Origin of the sequence: Flavobacterium polysaccharolyticum (assembly GCF_038739875.1) — a bacterium.
Classification (GTDB): Bacteria; Bacteroidota; Bacteroidia; order Flavobacteriales; family Flavobacteriaceae; genus Flavobacterium; species Flavobacterium polysaccharolyticum.
Window position 1 is genome coordinate 1 of record NZ_JBCGDP010000017.1, and the last position, 21264, is coordinate 21264.

Genomic DNA, 21264 nt, shown 5'->3' on the forward strand with positions numbered 1-21264 from the left:
AGAAAAACTATGGAAGAACTATTATCGAAAAAACACTATCATTGTAAACTAATTCTAGTATTAAAAAAAAATGTAAACCTATTCTAGGTATTAATTAAAAACTGTAAACTTTTTTTAGGACGATACAGTATATTGAAACCAATGCTATTGTAGCGAACTGCCATAAAGTGCCACAAAAGCAATTTAGCAAAGAGTTGTTGTCGATTGATAGCATCCAAAAATCGATTCAAAATACAGTCTCTTTAATTGAAACCATAAATCCAAAATGTAATTTCATTTTTACTGTTTCGCCCGTTCGCCATCTCAAAGACGGTTTTGTAGAAAATCAAGTAAGTAAAGCGCATTTAATAACAGCTATTTATAGCTTTTTACAAGAATCGGAAGTAGTTCCCCCTTCGGGGGCTAGGGGGCTTTTTCCCAGCTACGAAATTATGATGGACGAGCTTAGGGATTATCGGTTTTATGCAGACGATATGATACATCCTAGTTCATTGGCGATTGATTATATCTGGGGACGATTTGCTGCCACTCAAATTGACGCTAGTGCAATAGCTACAATGGAATTGGTTCAAACCATACAAAAAGGTTTGGCGCATCGACCCTTTAATCCAAATTCTGAAAGCCATCAAAAGTTTGAGGCGAATCTGAAAGAAAAAATAGCTACATTAGAGGCACAGTATTCATTTATGAAATCACCACTAACTACTGGTTTGTTGCAAACAAACACCAAAAATAAAAGGTGACCCGAGCGAAGCGAATTGGCGAAGCATACCATATATGACCGATAAAAAAATATAATTTACATTTATGAAATTTTAGTTATGTTGAAACGCATTTTAATTGGAGTTGGAGTAGTAGTTATTGGCTTGTTGTTGTTTAAATACTGCGATTTTAAAAAAGAAAAAGAAGACGAGTTCGATTACAATACGAATCTCATTCAGCAACAAATCCTAAATGTAGGGAAATTGGTGGTAACCGAAGGGCATTTTTCGGAAGTCATCACGTATAAGAATTCGAATAAGTACTTTTTGGATATGATTTCTTTTGAAAAGAAGGCGATTGTGATTGTGAATGCCAAAGTAACTGTGGCTTACGATTTGCATCAAATGAAATACGATATCGATGAAAAGAACAAAACCATAACGATTCTTTCCATTCCAAAAGAAGAGATTTCGATTTATCCTGACATCCAATATTATGATGTGGAGCAAAGCAAACTCAATGAATTTACAGGTGCTGATTATAACAAAATCAACAAAAACGTAAAAACAAGAATGGCTCAAAAAGTAGAGAAGTCAACTTTGAAAACCAATGCTAAAAATCGTTTGGTAAGCGAAATTTCCAAAATGCTCATCTTAACCAATTCTCTAGGCTGGAAACTACAATACAATGGTGAAGTCATCGAAACCGAAAGCCAGCTAAAACAGGATTTGAAGTTGTAAAAGAAAGATAAATTCCAAAAAATAAATTCCAAATTCCATAAAAAAGTTTACATCGAAAGGTATAGTTTAAAAATTAAACCGCAAATCCACAAATTTTTATTTAATATTAAAATTTGCGAATTTGCGGTTGTTTTTTTTCTATTTGATTGATAAGTAGCAGTTAAACGCGAATCTGCACAATCAATCTGTGTTTGTAAATTTTAGTGAACAGTTTCCTCTTTTTCAAAAATCAATTCTAAACCATTCGAAATTAATTGGGCAACTTCAGGGCGTTGCTTTTTAAGATTTTCTAGATGAGAAAGAATTTCGTTAAGTAATAGCGTTTCGTTTCTTGCTTTTAAAAGTTCTACTAATTCTACACAAAGTAACCAATCGGTAGCGTGTTCTTCTTTTAATTTTTCAAAAATGGGAGCCAATGATGTTGTCGTATCTCTAGTCTCACGGATATTACGAACGGTATGGTAGAGAACTTCTAAAGCATCTCTTTCTGCTGAGGTTGAAGCTTTGATGGTTTTGCTACTTGGTACGTGAGCAATCAAATCAAAACTATTCACATCCGCAGGGCCAGAAAAAGCCGAAACTAATTTCTTACCCACCGCCATATCATAAGTTCCCCATTCTGGTTGAAACAGAACCGTTTCCCCGTGCGTAACTGTACAGTTTTTAAAAGAAATCAAGATGATTTCGCCGTGTAGATTTCGCTTGCCAGTGATGATTTCACCCACTACTTTGATGTTGCCTTCAAACTCCAAAGTGGCAGTTTCGCCTTCGTAAATGTCGTATGCTTTTAAGTCACGTGGACTCATATCTTCAATAGCGAGGTTGATGCCTTTGAGTTTCCCGATGGGGCTACCAAAACCTTCTTGGTGAGCTGCAGTTCCGTGTCCTACTAATTCTTTTTCTCGGTTCGCCAAGGCTGTTTTTCCAGTCGTTTGTAGGTAAATGGGTTTGCCTTCATGTTCGATTACGTTGGTAAAAACACCTGAAATCTGTAAACCAGTACTCAATTCTACGGTTCCCAAAGCTTTGGAATCGATGAGTTTTTTGATGCCAGATAAACCACCTGTTCTCAAAGCCATCGTATTGGCAAATTCTTCTAGGATTAAGCTCAAATATGCAAAATCAGGAGTTACATAGAGTTGAGGTTGCACTTTGGTAATGTCAAAACTTTGTTGTGCTGCACTAAAAGTATACGGTAGTTTTTTGACGTTGTTGGTCATGCACCAAGCACTTTCTCCAATTGAGGAAAGCAAACCAGCGCCGTATATTTTTGGATTTTCTAATGTGCCAATTAAACCGTACTCCACGGTCCACCAATGTAAGTTTCGGATTTGAGCCATTTCGGAGAGTTCTCCCATATTGTTTTGCAAATCTTCTACTGCTTTTTCAGCGGCTTCAATTTCGCTTTGTGGTGTTCCCTCGGCTTCTTTTAAAATCGAAAGTAAACGAATGGCTTCATACATTTCGTAATCTTTATGCGAAGAAATGGCTTTGCAACCAATTTCGCCAAAGCGACGCAAGTATTCCGCATATTCTGGATTGGCAATAATAGGAGCGTGTCCCGCACCTTCGTGAATGATATCTGGAGCTGGCGTGTATTCGATGTGTTCTAATTGGCGAATATCTGAGGCGATTACCAACACATTATAGGCTTGGAATTCCATAAAAGCGTTGGGTGGAATAAATCCATCTACGGCAACGGCAGCCCATCCAATTTCGGATAATATGCGATTCATACCGTACATACTCGGAATGGAGTCGATTTCGATACCTGTTTTTTGTAAACCTTCGAGGTACGAACTGTGCGCAACCTTGGATAGGTAGTCCACGTTTTTGCGCATCACGTAGCGCCAAACGGCTTGGTTGATGGGCGTGTAATCTTCGTAATCTTGTGGTTTGATAAACTGTTTCAAATGTTTCGGTAATCGCTCGATTAGGGGATTACTTTCTATTTTTGCATTCATATCGAAATCGGTATAGTTTTTTGTAAAAATACAATTTCGAATGATTATTTACAGGTTTTTATTGGGTATTTTTAGTAAACCAAGTGTTTTTATAGGATTTTAACAATGGTTTACTTTTGTTTTTTAAAAACAGCTCAAAATTTTTCACCTGAATGAAGGGGTTTAATATTGACTAATATGAGTTGTATTTAAATTCTACTTTTTAAGTATGGGAATAATTCAATTTTTTTACTATCCTTTGATACTTTCTTATTACTTATGAGTTTACCTTCAAGATTTTTTATTAGTTGTTGGTTGTGTTTTATGTTATCTACTTTTGGATGTTTACCAATAAGTAATTTTGAAAATTCTTCAATTTTTTCAATAACCACACTTAAATTAAAGTTTTCAATAAAATTGAAATAGTTATTAGTTAATTCAACTTTGTCTTTATGTGTTGTTGAATTTGAAATTAATGCAATTAATAGGGCAGAACTTATTTTACTTTTTTTGTTTTCTAGTAAAAATTTACTCAATTCTACAAGTAAATTTTTATTATTGATTAAAACATCATCGGTTGTATTTTCAATAATTAATAATTTTTGAGAGGCATTAAAAGCTTGTGATTTTAAAATTTTTAAAATAATTGAACTATCTAAAGTGTATTTTTCAATTGATTCCATAAAATTAACTACATTTTTTTCTATGAGGAAAATTAACAAATCATTAAATTGATCATCAATCATAGTGAAATTATGAGAAGATAAAGAAATAGTTTTTGAGTCGATTAATAATTTCATTTTTGAGTTACTAATTCCGATGAATTCATTTCCGTTTTTATAATAAAAGGGAAGACTTTTTGTTAATCTTGAGTAGCTTTCATCTGAAATATCACTCATAATCAAATCTTTTGAAAAACTTGTTTTTATACTAGCATCTGAATCGTCAATGCGAATTTTTGAAAGAATATTGTAATTGTGCTCAATATTTAAATATTCAATTATAGTATCATCAATTTCTTTAGACTTCTTATAATAGGTTATCAAATTTTTCCAATCAGTAGTTATTTTATTAGATGTGATTAATTTGGACTGCATTTTTATAGTCTCAATTTTTGATAAATCCGTTACTGAAAATTTAGTTTTTTCTATTATTTCGATGGATGTTTCAGGACGGGCATTATTAAGTATTGATGTAATACTTTCTTGAGATTCATTTGTGTTATTTTCTAATTTTATGAAAACATCTTCTAAATAAATATCAAGGTCCTTATCAATATATTCGATAAGTTTAGACATTCCTGATTCTTTAATTGTTGTATAATTTGAGGTTTTGAGATTGTTAATATTGATATTGTTTTGATTGAAATGTGAAATAAATAATTCAATCATTTTCTCGTTTATTTCATAAATATTATTATTGTAAATAAATTCAAAAAGACTTCTATGCTTTTCTTCATAGTTAAGATTTTTAAATTCAGTGGGTGAGTCTTTAAGAAATTTTTGAAGTGTTTCAATATTGACATCATTTTCAAAACAGCGTAGATTATCTAATTCAGAGATGTAATTTGAAAGTTTATGTTGTTTGTCAATATTATTAATTGTAGTTAAATCAAGATACTTAAAAATGTATGTTAGATACAATTCGATTTTTTCTGGAATAAAATTCGATTTAGTTATAATAGAATTCCAAAATTCACTCCAATTGTTCAATATGGTTTTGAAAAATATAGATTTATTATTTTCATTTGCGTACTCTAAATAATCATCTATAAAACTAATTGATTTTTCATTTTCTTTACTTATTAAATTTATAATAGAATTAAATTTACTCGTTATTTTGTTTTCAATTAAATAGTCAATTAGAGTAAAATTTAAAATTGCTTCTCTATTATAGTTTTCAGGTTTTATTCGTTTAATTAAGCTGTTTACCTCTTTCAACTTGTGATTAGGCGGAAGCGGTTTCTCACTTGGCAAAAGACTCATTAAAAAATCATTGTCTTCTTTTGTAATACTGCCGGGGTGAAAATAGGATATATAATGATTATAATCTTCATTGATATATCCTTCAATTAATAAATAATTAATTAATTTTAAATTATTTAGTCCTTTATTTTCATCGCTATATTTTTTAAAAAAAGCTATTGAATTACTATCGTCTAAAATTTCATATAATTTTTTTGATTTTAAATCTTGCTTCTCCTTTTTAAAATTATTTAACTCAACTTTAATTTTATTCAGTTTGTCTTTTTGGTTATTTAAAATTATTTCTAATCTCTCGGAATAATTCGCTTTGTCAATAGCTTCTTCAATTTGTTTAAATGAAATGCCACTATGAGAGAGAGAACTATATTGGCTAGTATAGAATTTGATATCTGTTTCTTTTCTAAATAAATCAAAAACATCATCTGAAATAGTTGTTTCTAAAGATTGCCTATTATTATTTATATTAAAAGCATGAAATGGATAATTGTGTTTTGTTATTACTAACTCGCAAAACTTTGATACATAAAGTCTTCTTAATTCTTCTGCGTTTTTAAGCGTCTCATTTTTAGCGTCTTCTGTTTTTTTGCTTAATTCGATGATTTTGTCATCAAAAAATTGAATTCTTTTTTCAATTAGTTCTTTAGAATTTTGTATTACATTATAGACATAGCCATTATTAGAATTTAATTTATCAAAATCTGTAGGCTCAATATTTTTATATATCATCATAGCCAACAAGTTGTTATAGCTGTCTAATTGTTTACCAATGATGTTTTTGTAAATTTGGTATTCATTGTATATTGATTTAATTGTACGGTAATCATTTAGGAAAAGACTAACGTCGTCAATAAAATCTTTTGATAATTTTTTATTTCTTATGTCTGGATTTAATTTTGCTAACAATTTAGAACTCGAACTTGTGTAATTTATAACAGGAATTACAGGAATAATAAAGTCAAAAAATTTTGCTCTTTCATTTTCTTTGAATATGTCATCAGAGACAGCATAAATAAATGTTACTTTTCTTTTCTTCTTAATAGGTTCATAATTATTAATCAAGTTATTTATTTCTCTCAATTTTATAAATATTTCACTCTCGTTGAATCTATCTAAATCTTGAAAAAAAACAATTTCAATTGGGTTTCTTTCAAAGAAATATAAGATTTCATCGATTTCGTTTTCGAAGTTTATTGTTTTTTTATCCTGATCGTTGTCAAAATCAACATCTTTAATTTTAAATTTAGTCAGTTTAAAATTTAAAATAAACGTCATAAGTTTGTAGACTAATACAGCTGAATAAGCAATGAAATATAGCCCATAAATAAAACTTAAGAATGCAAATTGGTAATTAAGGTGTAGTGTTTTTATTAATTCATTAAAAAACTCAAATTTTAGGAAATAAGATAATGAACACAACCAAAGTATAAAAAGAAAAGTTTTTAATTTTATTCCTTTAAGATTTTCAATTCTTTTAAATCTTGATTCAGGAATTTGTTTATGTTCTACACTATAAAAAAGTTGCTTCAAGATATTATGTTCAATTTTTTCAGTGTCTAATGTTTTTTTATCAAAAGTAGCCAGAGAGATATCTAAGTAATTGTATTCTATGTAATTGTGTTTAAATGTTTTTAAAATTGTACTCTTGCCACTTCCAAGCGGTCCAGTTAACGCAAGATTTAATATATTAGGATTATCTATAGCATATTTTATCTTTTTGCTATGTCTGTCTTCTTCATCGCTTAAAACAATTGGACCAAAATCTTCGAAATTGTCAGGATTTTCAAATCCATTTATTGTGGTTGTTTTTTTTAAATAGTTGGACAAATGTTTTAGTATTCTTGTAATATAGAATCTGAAAAACTCATTTTTTTTAAATTTGATTTTTTCGAAAATTGTTAACTTATTTTTCTTTGAGGGAATTCTGCTCATAACTAGTTGTTATATAAGAAATCAAATGATTTTTAATTGCTTTTTGCTAAGATAATTAAATTAAAGAAAAAGATTACTTGTAAGTTATCAACAAAAAAGCCCTAACTAAATGAGTTACGGCTTTTAATGATTTGGTAGTTAGGATCTGTCCTAAATATTAAAATTTATACTGAAAGATTATTTGCAGGTTTTTGTTAGGGATTTTAACAATGGTTTACTTTTCCAAAACAGCCCCAATGAAACCTCTTTAGCCCCGTCAGTAGTGGAAATCCTTTGGTGCCGGGGTTCGGTACCAAAGATTAGAGCGGATGGCGGGAACCCATACTGGCTGATACTGCCTTTTGTTTCGCTCCTGACTGTAAGGCTATTTTTCTTAGACACAAATGACACAGATTTTCACAGATGAAAAAACTGATTTTGTAACTATTCAGCTCGTTTTGCTTTCAATTGGCTCCAGCTTTAGCTGATTTTGTAACTATTCAGCTTGTTTTGCTTTCAATTGGCTCCAGCTTTAGCTGGAGTAATGGGTGATGGATTTGTGTTGGCTTTAGCCAAATAAAAGCAGCTGATTTTGGCTAAAGCCTTTAAAACACTTAAATTTTGTTCCTCCAACTAAAGTTGGAGGCAATTAATGTTCAAAGAAAACGGAACAATTACCTGATTTTATTTGCTATTGTCTGGGGTCAGGACTATTTCAATTGTTCTCTTTCGGCTTGTCTAAAATACTCAATCTTATAGTTGAACATTTCGGCCATATTTTTGGCTCTTAGCTTGGCTTCTTCGGCTAGTGGGCCGGCAAACAAACTATCGATTGTGGTGGTGAAAATTGCCATCCAGCGGTCGAAATGGGTTTTGTCTACGGGCAATTGTTTGTGTGGCGGAAATGGGCTTCCGGAGTAGGTGTGCGTATCGAGCAAAATGGTTTGCCAAAAGCGGTACATTTTTTCGAGATGTTCTGGCCAGCGTTCGCCTATTTTTTCGTTGAAAACGGGACCTATTGCCTCGTCTTGACGCACATTGGTATAAAACGTATCGACCATTTTTTTGATGTCGTTTAGGTCTTGTATGTCGTTTGGAATCATAATTTTTTGTGTGTAAAAAGTAATGCAAAAATAAGATTTAATGTTGGATATACTGTTGTGTTTCGCAAGATGAAATCCCGCAGTTTCTGGCCTTAGCTTGTTTGATGTGTTTTTGTAGTGATTAAAAATGATTGTTTTTCATTGAAATTGATATAATATTACCCTCCGCAATTTAAACGAGTTATTAATTAACTGATGATATAATACCATTAAACCAAGGAACTATTAAAACCAAATATTATGAATAAAAAAACCAAAAAAAATAGAAATGGGGGAGAGCCATTAATTCTCTTTATAATTATTCTGTTTGCTTTTTTTGTAAAGGCAGAAGCTCAAACTGTTACGCCTTGGATGACGACAGGGAATCAGACAAAGTTGTTGCAACAGCAAGCGAATGTTAGTTTCGGTTCTATTTCTGGAAATAATCCTTCTACTGTCACCATTACTCCCGCAACTACTTATCAAACTATGGATGGTTTTGGTTACACCCTTACAGAGGGTAGTTGTGAAGTGATTAGCGCTATGGCTGCAACGCAACAAAATCAGTTGCTCAATGATTTATACCACCCAACAACGGGTTTGAACGTGAATATTGTTCGTATTAGTATTGGTGCTTCGGATTTGAGTAGCTCTTCTTATAGTTATAATGAAACTTCGGGAGATGTGAATATGAATAATTTTAGCTTGAATGGTCCTGATGCGACTTATTTGATTCCGATGATTAAAAAGATACTGTTAATCAATCCGAATATTAAAATATTAGCCACTCCTTGGACGGCTCCTCGATGGATGAAAACCAATAATTCATGGATTGGTGGAAGTTTGCAAACACAATATTATGCAGCTTATGCTAAGTATTTTGTAAAGTATTTAGATGCTATGAAAGCGCAAGGTATTTCTGTCTGGGGAATTACGCCTCAAAATGAACCGGAAAATCCTTATAATGAGCCCAGTATGTTGATGAATTCAACGGAACAAAAGAATTTTATTAATAGTCAGCTTGGTCCACAAATGGCAGCCGCTGGTTATGGTAATGTCAAAATTATAGCTTTTGATCATAATTGTGATAATACCGCTTATCCTATTGATGTGTTAAACAATAGCAGCTATGCTGAGGGGGCTGCTTTTCATATGTATGCTGGAAATGCTTCGGCGATGTCTGTAGTTCACGATGCAACAAATAAAAACGTCTATTTTACAGAGCAATATACAGGTCCTAATGGAAGTTTTAGTGGTGATTTCGGTTGGCATATGCAAAATGTAGTTATTGGGACTACGAATAACTGGTCAAAGACTGTTTTGGAATGGAATGTAGCCAACAACTCAAGTTTAGGTCCACATACGCCAGGTGGATGTACTACTTGTTTAGGGGCTGTAACCATAACCAATAGTACAAGTTATACTAAAAATGTTGCTTATTACATTATTGGCCAAATATCAAAGTTTGTGAAGGCTGGAGCATTGAGAGTGGGCACCAGCAGTACCAATGGTTCTATAACTTCTGCAGGATTTAAAAATACAGACGGTTCACTTTCACTTTTAGTGTACAATGCTGGTGGGGCTGAAAATACGATCAGAATTGTTTCTGGATCAGCAGCTTTTAATTATGCAGTTCCAGCAGCATCCGCAGTAACTTTTAATTGGATGCCTGTAGATGCGGTACCTGTTACTGGTGTAAGTGTGAGTCCAACGAATGTAAGTCTGTTTGTAAATGCAAGTACTCAGCTTACAGCCACAGTTTCTCCCGCTAATGCAAGTAATAAAAATGTAATATGGAGTTCTAGTAATAGTGCTGTAGCTTCAGTTAATTCAAGTGGTTTGGTTACAGGAATTGCTCAGGGTTCAGCAGTAGTAACGGCTACCACAGTTAATGGTAACAAAGTGGCTACTTGTTCTGTCACAGTTCAAGGACAATTGCCTTATGGAGGCATTCCAGCGACTTTGCCAGGAGTAATTCAGGCAGAGAATTATGATCAAGGAGGTCAAAATAATGCCTATTTTGATAACGAATCTACAAATCAAGGTGGCGCATACCGAACCAACGAAGGTGTTGATATTACTACTATTGCTGGAACAACTGGTTTTGCTACCGGATGGACTGCTACTGGTGAGTGGACAGAATATACCTCGAATGTAACATCGGGAACCTATACTATAGAAGCAACTCTAGCGTCTATATATTCTGGTAAGCAATTACGTGTGCTGTTAGATGGCGTTGTATTAGGGACTTTGGATGTGCCCAATACAGGTTCTTGGGATGTTTATCAGACGGTTGCAATTCCTAATATTCCATTTTCAGGGGGGAATAACAAAATTTTACGCTTAGAAATTATTGGTGGGGAATTTAATATTGATAAAATTGAAGTCAAAAATGTGACATCGATTCCCGTTTCCTCTATTGCCATCAATCCAACTTCTTCATCGATTATAGTTGCTGGAACCTTACAGTTGGTAGCGACTGTTGCGCCAAATAATGCAACGAATAAAAACGTTACTTGGAGTTCAAGTAATACAGCAGTGGCTTCTGTTAATGCAACAGGATTAGTGACAGCAATAGCAACAGGTACTGCAATAATTACAGCAACAACGGTTGATGGTGCAAAAACAGCTACAAGTACTATTACTGTTATAACGCCTTTTCCAGGATATTATAATATTATTTCAAGAAATAGTAACAAAGGATTGGATGTAGCAGATAATGCCACGACGAGCGGTGCGAGAATTCAACAATATGACATTGCCAATGGAGGTGGAAATAATCAACGTTGGAAATTAGTCCCTGATGGTAGTGGTAATTTTTATATTATCGTAAAATCGACGCAACTGTATTTGGCTACCGAGAATAGCAGCACTGGTGATGGCGTAAAAGTTGTGCAAAGAGCATTCACAAATTCCAATGAATTGAAATGGACCGTTTCGTCTCTCGGTGCAGGTTATTATAAAATTATAAACGTGAATAGCGGAAAAGCATTAGACGTAGAAAATGTTTCAACACTAAATGGCGCCTCTATTCAGGTTTGGACTTACACAGGCGGACTAAATCAACAATGGCAATTGGTGCAAGTAGAATCGACTGCTAATAAGGTTGCTGAGGTAAAACAATTGAAGGCACCACTAGAAAATAACATAGTGGTTTATTTCAATTCAACCAAAGATTTATTGAATATTACTACTGTAAATTCAGGATTTGGTGAAGTAAAATTGTATTCCATGTCAGGAGAACTAGTTTTGGTTAAAGATGTTGATTTTAGTAAAGGAAGTGAAGTTGAAATTGATGTTTCAAGATTACCAAAAGGTGTGTATGTGGTTAAAATAAATGATGGGAATGGTATTTTCTCTAAGAAAATTCTAAAATAGCAACTCCATTTTGTTTAAAAAAGTTTTAAGGCTGCCATTCATTTGGCAGCCTTTTTTTAACCAATGAGTTGTGTGAATAAATCTTGTTTTTCGTTGAGGTATTGGTACGCAAATCCCATTTTTTTCATATTTTCTTTGATAGCCAAAATGTCGTTTGGATTTTTCACTTCTAAACCTACTACCACAGAGCCAACTTCTCGACTGTTCTTTTTGGCAAATTGGAAATAAGTGATATCATCGTCTGGTCCTAAAATGGTGTTGACAAATTCTTTAAGCGCTCCGGGACGTTGCGGAAATTGTATCATAAAATAATGCATCAATCCTTCATATAGTAAAGAACGCTCCTTGATTTCGGCGGTGCGTTCAATGTCGTTGTTGCTGCCGCTTACCACACAAACCACAGTTTTTCCTTTGATTTGGTCTTTGTAAAAATCCAAGGCCGCGATGGTCAAAGCACCTGCGGGTTCTACAACCATCGCCTCTTCGTTGTACAAACGCAAGATAGTGGTGCACACTTTTCCTTCGGGAACCAAGATGATATCGTCTAGATTCTTTTGACAAATGGCAAATGTTTGGTTGCCGACTTGTTTTACGGCAGCTCCGTCTACAAATTTATCGATGGTGTCTAGGGGTGTGTTGACTTTATTAGCAATGGATGTTTTCATTGATGGAGCACCTTGTGGTTCAACGCCAATAATTTTGGTATTTGGGCTAAGGTGTTTGAAAACGGTGGATAGGCCAGACGCTAAACCGCCACCGCCAATGGGAACAAAAACATAATCGATGGTTTGTTGGTATTGTTCGACAATTTCGAGTCCTACGGTACCTTGTCCCGCAATGACTTTTTCATCATCAAAGGGGTGGATGAACGCTTTTTGGTTGTCCTTGGCGTCGGCAACAGCTTTGGCATAGGCATCGTCGAAGGTGTCACCAGTTAAAACAATTTCTACCCATTTTTTGCCAAAGAGTTGTACTTGCTTTACTTTTTGATTGGGCGTGGTTTTGGGCATATAGATTTTGCCTTGTATTTGTAAAAGATGACAAGAGTACGCCACGCCTTGTGCATGATTGCCAGCGCTGGCGCACACAATGCCGTTTGTTTTTTCGCTTTCGGTTAAGGATTTTATTTTGTTGTATGCACCTCTGATTTTATAAGAACGCACCACTTGGAGGTCTTCTCTTTTAAGTAAAATGGTCGCGTCAAACTCTTCTGAAAGATTGAGGTTTTCTGTTAAAGGAGTAGCGGGAACTACGTTGGATAATTCTTGTTGCGCTTGTTGTATGGATTGAAATAAGTTCATTTTGTTTTTTTAATTGAATTGTAATATTGCTTGTGTAAGGGTGTTTTGTAACGCGTAAAAGTACTCATTGGTTATTTTACCACAACAAATCCAATGCTCCTTTTCTTGAAATAGATAAGAGATAGGAAAATGTGTGATTTGATCTTTGTGAGGGATTGGAATTTTGAAAAGTATGATTTGATGGGTTTCTAGTTCCTTTTGATTTTGGGTGTAACAGCAAAAAACTTCGATAATCCGCTCCAAAAGGGCAAGCATAGTTTTGCTGTTGGAATCGTGATCCCAATAACCAACCCTGATTTTATATACAAAAGTGTCCTCACAATATTCTACCCAAAAATGGTCGATTTGTAGCTTTTTCCGAGTGAATATCAAGACAATTTTACTGATTAGGGATTCTTCTTTTTCGCAAAACAGCGTGAGGGTTATTTTTTCTTTCATTGTTATTGTGGTTCATTTTTATTCAAAAAAAAACCTTTCTCAAGTGACGAGAAAGGTTTCATACTTATGCATAACATCCTAACTCGTCAATAAAGACGAATAATAATGATGTTAATAATAATAATACTAGTGTTTTGTGTCATATCTAAAAAAAAACCTCCCAATTGGGAGGTTCTATATTGTTATTGTTAATACTATACAGCGCCTCACATTCTCATTGAATGATAATTGAAATGCTGCTAATAATTGTGTTATTGTTTTTCATATAAAAATGGGATACCGCAAATATAAAGAAATAAGGTATGCACCACAATTTATTTTTTCACAGGAGGATATTGTGCTAAAATTTTCCCCACAAATTCAGCAACCACTTCGTCTTTTTTGTCCGTGTTTTTAGTTAAGGTTTCAATACCTTCTCCTTGCCAAATCATTTCTTTCTTTTTGGCATCGATGAGGTCGATAAACAAAGTGCCTTCTGTTAATGCAACAGGATTAGTGATAGCAATAGCTACAGGTACTGCAATAATTACAGCAACAACAGTTGGTGGTGCAAAAATAGCAACAATGGTAGCGGTAATTTTATAGTGTCGTAAAATGGACGCAACGGTATTTGGATCCAGAGAATTGGAGTTCTAGTGATGGTGTAAAAGTTGTGGAAAAGAGTTTTGACAAATTCAAATGAATTTTAATGGACCGTTTCGGCTCTTGGTGCAGGTTATTATAAAATTATCAACTTGAATAACGGAAAAGCATTAGATGTAGAAAGTGTTTCAACAATAAATTGGTGCTAATCTCCACATTTGGACTTATACAGGATGACTGAATCAACAATGGCAATTGGTTCAAGTAGAATCGGCAGCGAGTAAGGTTGCTGCGGTAAAAGAATTTAACGATCTACTACCAAAATCAAAGAAATAATCACTTTTAAAATAAAATAGTGCACTAAAAGTTGTATATATTTGGGAGACAAAAAATAAGTGAAAACCTTAGTTTATCTATCTGTTTTTGGGGTTATACAAGAAGTTTTTTTTTGCTTACATCCTAGTTATGTCCCTCTTATTGAATAAATCTAACTTTTCATTCAGGCAAAATAATTGACAAATGAGTTTACTATTAAGAAACCAATTAGAAAGTATTATAAGTTTAACTGACCAGGAGTTTGAATACATATTAACTCATTTTACTATAAAAAGGGTTAAAAAGAAATCTTTATTACTACAAGTTGGTCAACAAAATGTTAGCAAATTCTTTGTAATCAAAGGTGTCTTAAAATCTTACTACATTGACAAAAATGATAAGGAACATATTTTACAATTTGCGGAACCAGATTGGTGGATTACGGATTATAAAGCTTTTTTTAATGAGACTGAAGCCACTATATATGTGGAGAGCATAACCGATTGTGAATTATTATCCATAACGAAAAAGGATTTGGAAAAACTAGCAAAAGAATTTCATAAAATGGAACACTTCTTTCGAGTAAAATCTAATGCGGGTTATGTGGCTGCTCAGGAACGAATTATAACAATGCTTAATTTAACAGTAATAGAAAGATTTGAATATTTTCTTAAGATGTACCCAAATTTTATAAAAAAAATACCTAAATACCATATAGCATCCTACATTGGAGTTTCAAGAGAAATGTTGAGCAGAATGGCTAAAAATGTGACAAATCACACAGAATAAAAGTGCGAAACTTCATTTTTTTACCTTTTAGTCTGTCGGATATTTGTACTGCAATTTTGCATTAATCTTAAAATATGTTACAAAAATGAAGTACGGACAAATTTTCTCTTATCGTCTTGAATTAAATTCAAAGGAAGAATACATTGAAAAATGGGTAAAACCATATGCGGAACCAATTGCAAAAGTAAAGGGACTTATCTCAAAAGTTTGGATGTCAAATCACGAAGATTTATATTCAAGTTTTTATCTTTGGGAAACAAAGGAAGCTATGGATGATTTCATGAACTCTGCAATGATTGCCGAAGTAGCACAATTACCATTTCTTAAAGACTTAAATATTGTATCAATTCCAGTTGTCACTGAAGCGTCTGAAATTACAAGAGGTGTATAATCAACTAGATAAATATAAAGTCAATCCCCTAAACTTTTCGAGATCATATAGGTACGAATTATAGTTGTTTTTATACTAGAAGTGTTTTGATGTTTAAAAAAAACCTCCCAATTTGGGAGGTTTTTTTATTTATTATCATATACAGCGCCTCACATTCTCATCGAATGATAAATGAAATGCTGCTAATAATTGTGTTATTGTTTTTCATAATTGAGACGAAAAAGTAATTAATTTTTATTTGAAATAACCCAAAAAATCACAATGTATGATGATTCTCTTGGCTCTTTTTTGCAAATAAACGTATGCTTGCTTTACTAAATTGTTATTTGTTAAAATAAATGTTAATACAAGCGTAACTTTTTCAACCTACCTATTGTTTCCCTTTGTCAGACTTAAAAGTAACCACTTAAAGTTTAAACTATGTTTTTGCAAAATAGGGATGTAATTAGAAAATACTTCGATCCAATGCTTTTGTTTCGTTTTAGGGTGAAAATTTTGAAATCCATAAATACATTTTACAATGTTTACTAAATTTTCTGATGAAGAGCTTGTAGTTATGTTACAAGAGGGACGTACAAAAGCTTTTGATGAGTTATATATTCGATATAGAGATTTGTTAGTGAACTATGTTTATAGGCGTGTTAAATCAGTTTCTATTGCCGAAGAAATTGTGCAAGAGGTATTCATTACTATTTGGGAGCGCAGAAAAGTATTAGTTATTCAAAAGAAATTTGCTTCTTACATGTATACCTCAGTGCGATACGCAACCTTAGATTATTTTAAATCTAATACTATAAAAGATGACTTTATTGATGAAGTAGTTAATTCATATGAGGAATCTCCGAAAACAAATTCTATTGAAGAATATATTTTTTTTGAAGAATTACAAGAAGCGTTAAATAATGCAACACTACTCTTGCCTACCAAGGCACAAGAGGTATTTGTGTTAAGTCGATATAAAAATTATACTAATAAAGAAATATCTGAGGAGTTGAAAATTTCTATAGAGACTGTGAAATACCATATTAATTATGCTTTGAAATTAATGCGGACAAATTTGAAGGAATTTTATTTTCTTATTGCTCTACTTTTTTTTCGATGCTAATTTTTAACTACATCAAAAAGTTTCTAGTAAACTTAGAAATTGAGTTAAAATTAAATTTTGGTAAGTAACAGCATGCAGCTCTTTATTTAAGACTTAACATAAAGTTAATATTTCTCTACCAACTCATAAGTATAATTCATAGACATCATTATAGACATAAGTTTTTTTAAATGACAGATAATTTACATAAATCAGTAAAAACATTTTTAGAAGGTAATTTTTCTGAAGAAGGAGAAAAAATTTGGAATTCCTGGTTTCAAAACTCAAATTCTAATGATCAAAACGACCTTATAATAACCTCTCCAACAAATTTACAAAAGGAGATTAAATTTATTAAAAGAAGAAAAAACAACTATTTATTTTCTATAAATACAATCCAATTACAAATAGCAGCAACATTATTAGTATTCCTATCTATGGGTACTTGGTGGATAAGTACAAATCAATCGAATACTTTTTTGTCTTCTTTTTTTTGTAAAAAAACAGAAACAAGATTTGGTCAAAAAGAAATAGTAATCCTAAGTGATGGATCAATAATCCACTTAAATTCAGGAAGTGTTTTGAAATATCCAAAAAACTTTAGTGGAGCAACTCGAGAAGTATATCTAGAGGGTGAAGCTTTTTTTGAAGTTGCCAAAGATAAAAAACATCCTTTTATTATTCATACTTCAAAAATGGATACTAAAGTTATAGGTACCAGTTTTAATATTCGTGCATATCCAAATCATAGAATACAAGAAGTTTCGGTTTTGACAGGAAAAGTTTCAGTTAGTTCAATTGATAATAATAAAAAAATAGCGCTTTTGCCAGGGCAAAAAATAACGGTATCCAATCAGGACAATACACTAAAAACGCATAACGACATTAATAAAATAACCATTGGGGCATGGCGAAATAATATCTTGGTTTTTGAAAATACTCCTATAAATGAATTAATAGAAAATATCGAAATCAACTATGGGATTGAAGTTGAGTTCAATAACAATTCATCAAAAAACATTCAAATAAGTGCTCGTTTTGTTGAATTAGACCCTGACCAAATTATAAATATTCTTTCCAAAACCATTAACGGTTCCTTTACTAAAGACGAAAATAGATATGTAATCAAATTATAAATCAAAGCGAAATATTATAAAATCCAGATACCACAAAAAAATAAAATCAGTTTAAATTGAAATTAAAAAACCAGTAAAAATCATGAATTTAAAAAGAAAGTTCTATTCGAAATGGAATGAATTAAAAAGGAATTGTATCGCACAATCCATGTTAGCTTTAATAGTAGCGCTATGGAGTACCAATGTTTATTCTTCATCTTCTTCTAAAGACTTTAGCCCTTCAAAATTAACCATGAAGGTAGAAAACGAGTCATTAAATTTAGTATTTAAAAAAATAGAGAAGCAACTTGATGTTCATTTTTTTTATGAAACTTCACAAGTAAATAGTTTGCAAAAAATAAGTTTTGTTGCTAATAATGAAAGTTTACCCAACATATTAGATAAAATCTGTACGCCATTAAACTTGAAATTTGAAATTATAGATAAAAACATAATTGTAACAAAAGCTTCTGTTCAAAAAAAAGGAACTAAAAATAACTTAACAATTTCTGGAAAAGTAGTAAGTAAAGAAGATGGTCTGCCTATTCCTGGAGTAATAGTTAAACTAAAAGGAACGAATCTTGCTACTACCACTAGTTTTGATGGTAGTTTCACAATTGCAACTAGTAATGATACTGGAGTGTTAATTTTTAACTATTTAGGATACATTACTCAAGAAATTGAAATTAATTCATCTGTTACCAACTTGAATGTAATATTAATTCAAGATGCAAAACAATTACAAGAAGTGGTTGTAATGGGGTATGGTAGTGTCAAAAAATCACAAGTTGTTGGGGCTGTCTCTTCAGTTTCTTTAAAAGAAATATCCAGTAGAACGTACAATTCTACTGCAGAACTTTTGCAAGGTACAGCTGCTGGTGTAACGGTAATAAATAATGGTGGAGATCCTACTGCACCACCTACAATAAATATTAGAGGTATTGGTTCGCTCAATGCTGAGAGTCCTCTTCTAATTTTAGATGGAATTATTTACAGCGGATCAATAAACACTATTAACCCTAATGATATTGAGTCTATTAGTGTTTTGAAAGATGCAGCGTCTGCTGCAATTTATGGAGCTCGTGCCTCTGGAGGTGTTATCTTGATTACTACCAAAAAGGGAAATGCTGAACGACTGAATATTAATGTGAATTTTCAATCGGGTACTCAAAGTGTAGCTAAAAAACTGGTTGCTTTGAATGCTGCAGAATATTCAGACGCAATGAATACAGCTACTGATAATGCTGGATTGCCGAGAATACCTGCTTTTAATGTAGCAAATGAACCATCCGCTCGTACCACTAATACAGTATGGATGGATGAAATTTTTCGAGTAGAACAAGTTAGTGATTTGACTGCTTCAATTGATGGCGGGTCTGAAAAAATGAATTTTTTTGTATCAGGTGGATACCGAAGAAATGAAGGAATCTTATTAAATACTTTTTCTGAACGATATACAGCAAGGATAAACGCAACATTTAAAATCACTCCAAAAGTGACCATTGGAGAAAACTTTAATTATTCATTAACCAATGGACAATCAGCCAATACAGATAGTGGTTATACAGGAGCGATCTTATCTGCCATATTTTATCCCCCTAATGCAACAATTTATAAACAAGATGGTTCCGGAGAATTTGGAGGTGTCCCTACTAAATATGTCGGTTCGTATGGTGATGTAATCAATCCAGTAGCTTATTTGAAAAGATTAGACAATAGAAATCCAGTATCAAATATTTTGATCAATCCATTTTTAAATTGGGAAATAATCAAAGGACTTAGTTTTAAATCTAACTGGGGGATAACTCGAATTCAAAACGATAGTAAGATTTTTGAAACTAAAATTACGGAACCAGGTAAGATATTCGATTTTAATAGGTTGACACAATCCTCAACTACATTTACGGATTTATTAAGTGAGCAAACACTTACTTTCAATAAGAGCATAAACAAGCATAATTTCTCGGCTTTGTTAGGGTATACGTATCAATCTTCAGAACAAGAGTATTATAGGGTAGAAGGTACCGGATTTGATAGCGAAGCACCATCTCAGCGTTATTTGCTTAATGCAAAAACTATTGAGCAAAAGGGTGCAGGTAACGATAAAGTGATGGTGCTTTCTTATTTAGGGAGATTGAATTATTCCTACAATGATAAATATTTGTTTACTGGAATTATTAGAAGGGATGGAACTTCTAAACTCACTAAAGCGAATCGTTGGGAAGTGTATCCATCAGTTTCTTTAGGATGGCTATTGACAAAGGAGAACTTCATGGAAAGTTCAAAAAATATTGTTTCGAATTTGAAGCTAAGAGCTAGTTGGGGACAATTAGGGAACTTGGGGAGTTTAGGTCCTTATCAATTTAGTGTGCCATTAACACAAACTACTTCATTATTTGGAGCGTCACCAACATTGAATTTTGGCTTTTCGGAAAAAGAATTATCAAATCCTGAATTGAAATGGGAAAGTTCAGAACAAAAAAATATCGGTTTAGATTTTGGATTCTTCAAGAATAGTTTTATTGGTTCTATTGATGTATTTGAAAAAACCAATAAAGATATGTTGGTTCGAGATCAATTACCTGGTGTAGCGGGAACACCTTCTGGAAGAATTGTTAATTCTGGCGATGTTCAAAATAGAGGATTGGAATTGAGTTTAGGATACAAAAAAACGAATGGAGACTTCAAATTTGATATAACAGCGAATGCAGCATTTCTAAAAAATGAAATCGTTTCTATTAAGGAAGGCTTGACAAATCTTGAGCCCATAAACGCACCAAGGGTAAGAAGCTTACCATTAGCTAATATATATCAAGTAGGTAGTTCAATTGGAGCTTTTTATGGTTTTTCTACACAAGGTTTGTTTCAATCAGATGCTGAAGCTAAAGCATATGTGAATAGTAATGGGGTTGCTTATCAACCCAATGCAAAAGCTGGAGATATACGTTTTAAAGATCTTAATGGAGACGGAACAATAAATAATAATGATAGAACAATTTTAGGAAATTCTTTTCCTTCAACGACATACAGTCTAAACTTAAACATGAATTACAAGAGATTTGATTTCAATGTTTTCTTGCAAGGCGTTGCTGATGTTAGTGTATTTAATGCAGTTAAATATACAGGTTTAAATGCTTCTTTTCCTGGGTATAACTTGTTAGCTGAAACAAAAAATGCATGGTCTCCACAAAACACTAATACCAATATTCCGATTCTATCGGCAAAAGATAATAATAATAATTTCGGACGTATTTCAGATTTTTACATTGAAGATGCCTCTTTTTTAAGATTACGAAATGTGTCTTTTGGTTATACTTTGAATGAAAATTGGGTACAGCATAAATTGAAGGCTAGAATTTTTGTTTCAGCACAAAACTTATTTACAATTACAAAATATTCAGGTATGGATCCTGAAGTAGGTATAAATAATTTTGGAACAGATTTAGGAAGATATCCTCTATCAAGAATATTTATAACTGGTGTCAATTTAACTTTTTAATTATAAAATAAA

General features: G+C 32.6%; 13 protein-coding genes and 1 pseudogene. 8 read left to right on the forward strand and 6 right to left on the reverse strand.

The features are described 5' to 3' along the window. The first annotated feature begins 131 nt into the window (after positions 1–131). Together WFZ86_RS15405 and WFZ86_RS15410 are read left to right on the forward strand one after the other, a co-directional pair. Positions 132–743, forward strand: coding sequence for a GSCFA domain-containing protein (locus WFZ86_RS15405; RefSeq protein ID WP_342692823.1), 612 nt, complete (start codon positions 132–134; stop codon positions 741–743). A 78-nt stretch (positions 744–821) separates the two neighbouring features. Beyond that, the gene (locus tag WFZ86_RS15410) at positions 822–1442 is read left to right on the forward strand and encodes a DUF4230 domain-containing protein (RefSeq protein WP_342692759.1); all 621 of its coding nucleotides are present in this window, start codon (positions 822–824) and stop codon (positions 1440–1442) included. 200 nt (positions 1443–1642) lie between these two features. Here the strand turns inward: WFZ86_RS15410 and WFZ86_RS15415 are convergent, their stop codons facing one another. The 3 genes from WFZ86_RS15415 to WFZ86_RS15425 form a co-directional block, all read right to left on the reverse strand. Beyond that, on the reverse strand, positions 1643–3406 hold the full coding sequence (locus tag WFZ86_RS15415) for an aromatic amino acid hydroxylase (RefSeq protein ID WP_342692760.1): 1764 nt from the start codon (positions 3404–3406) through the stop codon (positions 1643–1645). Positions 3407–3594: 188 nt separating this feature from the next. Then, the gene (locus tag WFZ86_RS15420) at positions 3595–7299 is read right to left on the reverse strand and encodes a YobI family P-loop NTPase (RefSeq protein WP_342692761.1); all 3705 of its coding nucleotides are present in this window, start codon (positions 7297–7299) and stop codon (positions 3595–3597) included. Positions 7300–7988: 689 nt separating this feature from the next. Beyond that, the gene (locus tag WFZ86_RS15425; protein WP_342692762.1) at positions 7989–8381 is read right to left on the reverse strand and encodes a group III truncated hemoglobin; all 393 of its coding nucleotides are present in this window, start codon (positions 8379–8381) and stop codon (positions 7989–7991) included. A gap of 240 nt (positions 8382–8621) precedes the next feature. Between WFZ86_RS15425 and WFZ86_RS15430 the strand changes: the two genes are divergently transcribed. Next, positions 8622–11738 (forward strand): Ig-like domain-containing protein, encoded by a 3117-nt coding sequence (locus WFZ86_RS15430; protein ID WP_342692763.1) that lies wholly within the window; start codon positions 8622–8624, stop codon positions 11736–11738. Between the two features lie 56 nt (positions 11739–11794). On the opposite strand, the gene ilvA is transcribed toward WFZ86_RS15430, so the two are convergent. The 3 genes and pseudogenes from ilvA to WFZ86_RS15445 all read right to left on the reverse strand — a co-directional run. Next, positions 11795–13039, reverse strand: coding sequence for a threonine ammonia-lyase IlvA (gene ilvA, locus WFZ86_RS15435; RefSeq protein ID WP_342692764.1), 1245 nt, complete (start codon positions 13037–13039; stop codon positions 11795–11797). A gap of 9 nt (positions 13040–13048) precedes the next feature. Next, complete coding sequence (locus WFZ86_RS15440) at positions 13049–13477, reverse strand: hypothetical protein (RefSeq protein ID WP_342692765.1); 429 nt, start codon at positions 13475–13477, stop codon at positions 13049–13051. 314 nt (positions 13478–13791) lie between these two features. Next, positions 13792–13956 (reverse strand): annotated as a pseudogene (locus tag WFZ86_RS15445) (DUF4136 domain-containing protein); the annotation flags it as partial. Positions 13957–14578: 622 nt separating this feature from the next. Here WFZ86_RS15445 and WFZ86_RS15450 point away from each other — a divergent pair. The 5 genes from WFZ86_RS15450 (at position 14579) to WFZ86_RS15470 (ending at position 21252) form a co-directional block, all read left to right on the forward strand. After that, positions 14579–15163, forward strand: coding sequence for a Crp/Fnr family transcriptional regulator (locus tag WFZ86_RS15450; RefSeq protein WP_315174126.1), 585 nt, complete (start codon positions 14579–14581; stop codon positions 15161–15163). 85 nt (positions 15164–15248) lie between these two features. Further along, the gene (locus WFZ86_RS15455; RefSeq protein WP_315174127.1) at positions 15249–15554 is read left to right on the forward strand and encodes a YdhR family protein; all 306 of its coding nucleotides are present in this window, start codon (positions 15249–15251) and stop codon (positions 15552–15554) included. A gap of 520 nt (positions 15555–16074) precedes the next feature. After that, a complete protein-coding gene (locus WFZ86_RS15460) occupies positions 16075–16659 on the forward strand; it encodes an RNA polymerase sigma-70 factor (protein WP_342692766.1) in 585 nt (194 codons plus the stop codon). Positions 16660–16829: 170 nt separating this feature from the next. Beyond that, entirely contained in the window at positions 16830–17774 is a 945-nt protein-coding gene (locus WFZ86_RS15465) for a FecR family protein (RefSeq protein ID WP_342692767.1), read from the forward strand. An 82-nt stretch (positions 17775–17856) separates the two neighbouring features. Beyond that, positions 17857–21252, forward strand: coding sequence for a SusC/RagA family TonB-linked outer membrane protein (locus WFZ86_RS15470; protein ID WP_342692768.1), 3396 nt, complete (start codon positions 17857–17859; stop codon positions 21250–21252). Positions 21253–21264: the final 12 nt, after the last annotated feature.

Excerpts from the sequence above, each read along its gene's own strand:
- WFZ86_RS15455 (WP_315174127.1), top strand. The coding sequence starts at position 15,249 with ATGAAGTACGGACAAATTTTCTCTTATCGTCTTGAATTAAATTCAAAG.
- WFZ86_RS15440 (WP_342692765.1), bottom strand. The coding sequence starts at position 13,477 with ATGAAAGAAAAAATAACCCTCACGCTGTTTTGCGAAAAAGAAGAATCC.
- ilvA (WP_342692764.1), bottom strand. The coding sequence starts at position 13,039 with ATGAACTTATTTCAATCCATACAACAAGCGCAACAAGAATTATCCAAC.
- WFZ86_RS15450 (WP_315174126.1), top strand. The coding sequence starts at position 14,579 with ATGAGTTTACTATTAAGAAACCAATTAGAAAGTATTATAAGTTTAACT.
- WFZ86_RS15425 (WP_342692762.1), bottom strand. The coding sequence starts at position 8,381 with ATGATTCCAAACGACATACAAGACCTAAACGACATCAAAAAAATGGTC.
- WFZ86_RS15430 (WP_342692763.1), top strand. The coding sequence starts at position 8,622 with ATGAATAAAAAAACCAAAAAAAATAGAAATGGGGGAGAGCCATTAATT.
- WFZ86_RS15420 (WP_342692761.1), bottom strand. The coding sequence starts at position 7,299 with ATGAGCAGAATTCCCTCAAAGAAAAATAAGTTAACAATTTTCGAAAAA.
- WFZ86_RS15415 (WP_342692760.1), bottom strand. The coding sequence starts at position 3,406 with ATGAATGCAAAAATAGAAAGTAATCCCCTAATCGAGCGATTACCGAAA.
- WFZ86_RS15460 (WP_342692766.1), top strand. The coding sequence starts at position 16,075 with ATGTTTACTAAATTTTCTGATGAAGAGCTTGTAGTTATGTTACAAGAG.
- WFZ86_RS15410 (WP_342692759.1), top strand. The coding sequence starts at position 822 with ATGTTGAAACGCATTTTAATTGGAGTTGGAGTAGTAGTTATTGGCTTG.
- WFZ86_RS15465 (WP_342692767.1), top strand. The coding sequence starts at position 16,830 with ATGACAGATAATTTACATAAATCAGTAAAAACATTTTTAGAAGGTAAT.
- WFZ86_RS15470 (WP_342692768.1), top strand. The coding sequence starts at position 17,857 with ATGAATTTAAAAAGAAAGTTCTATTCGAAATGGAATGAATTAAAAAGG.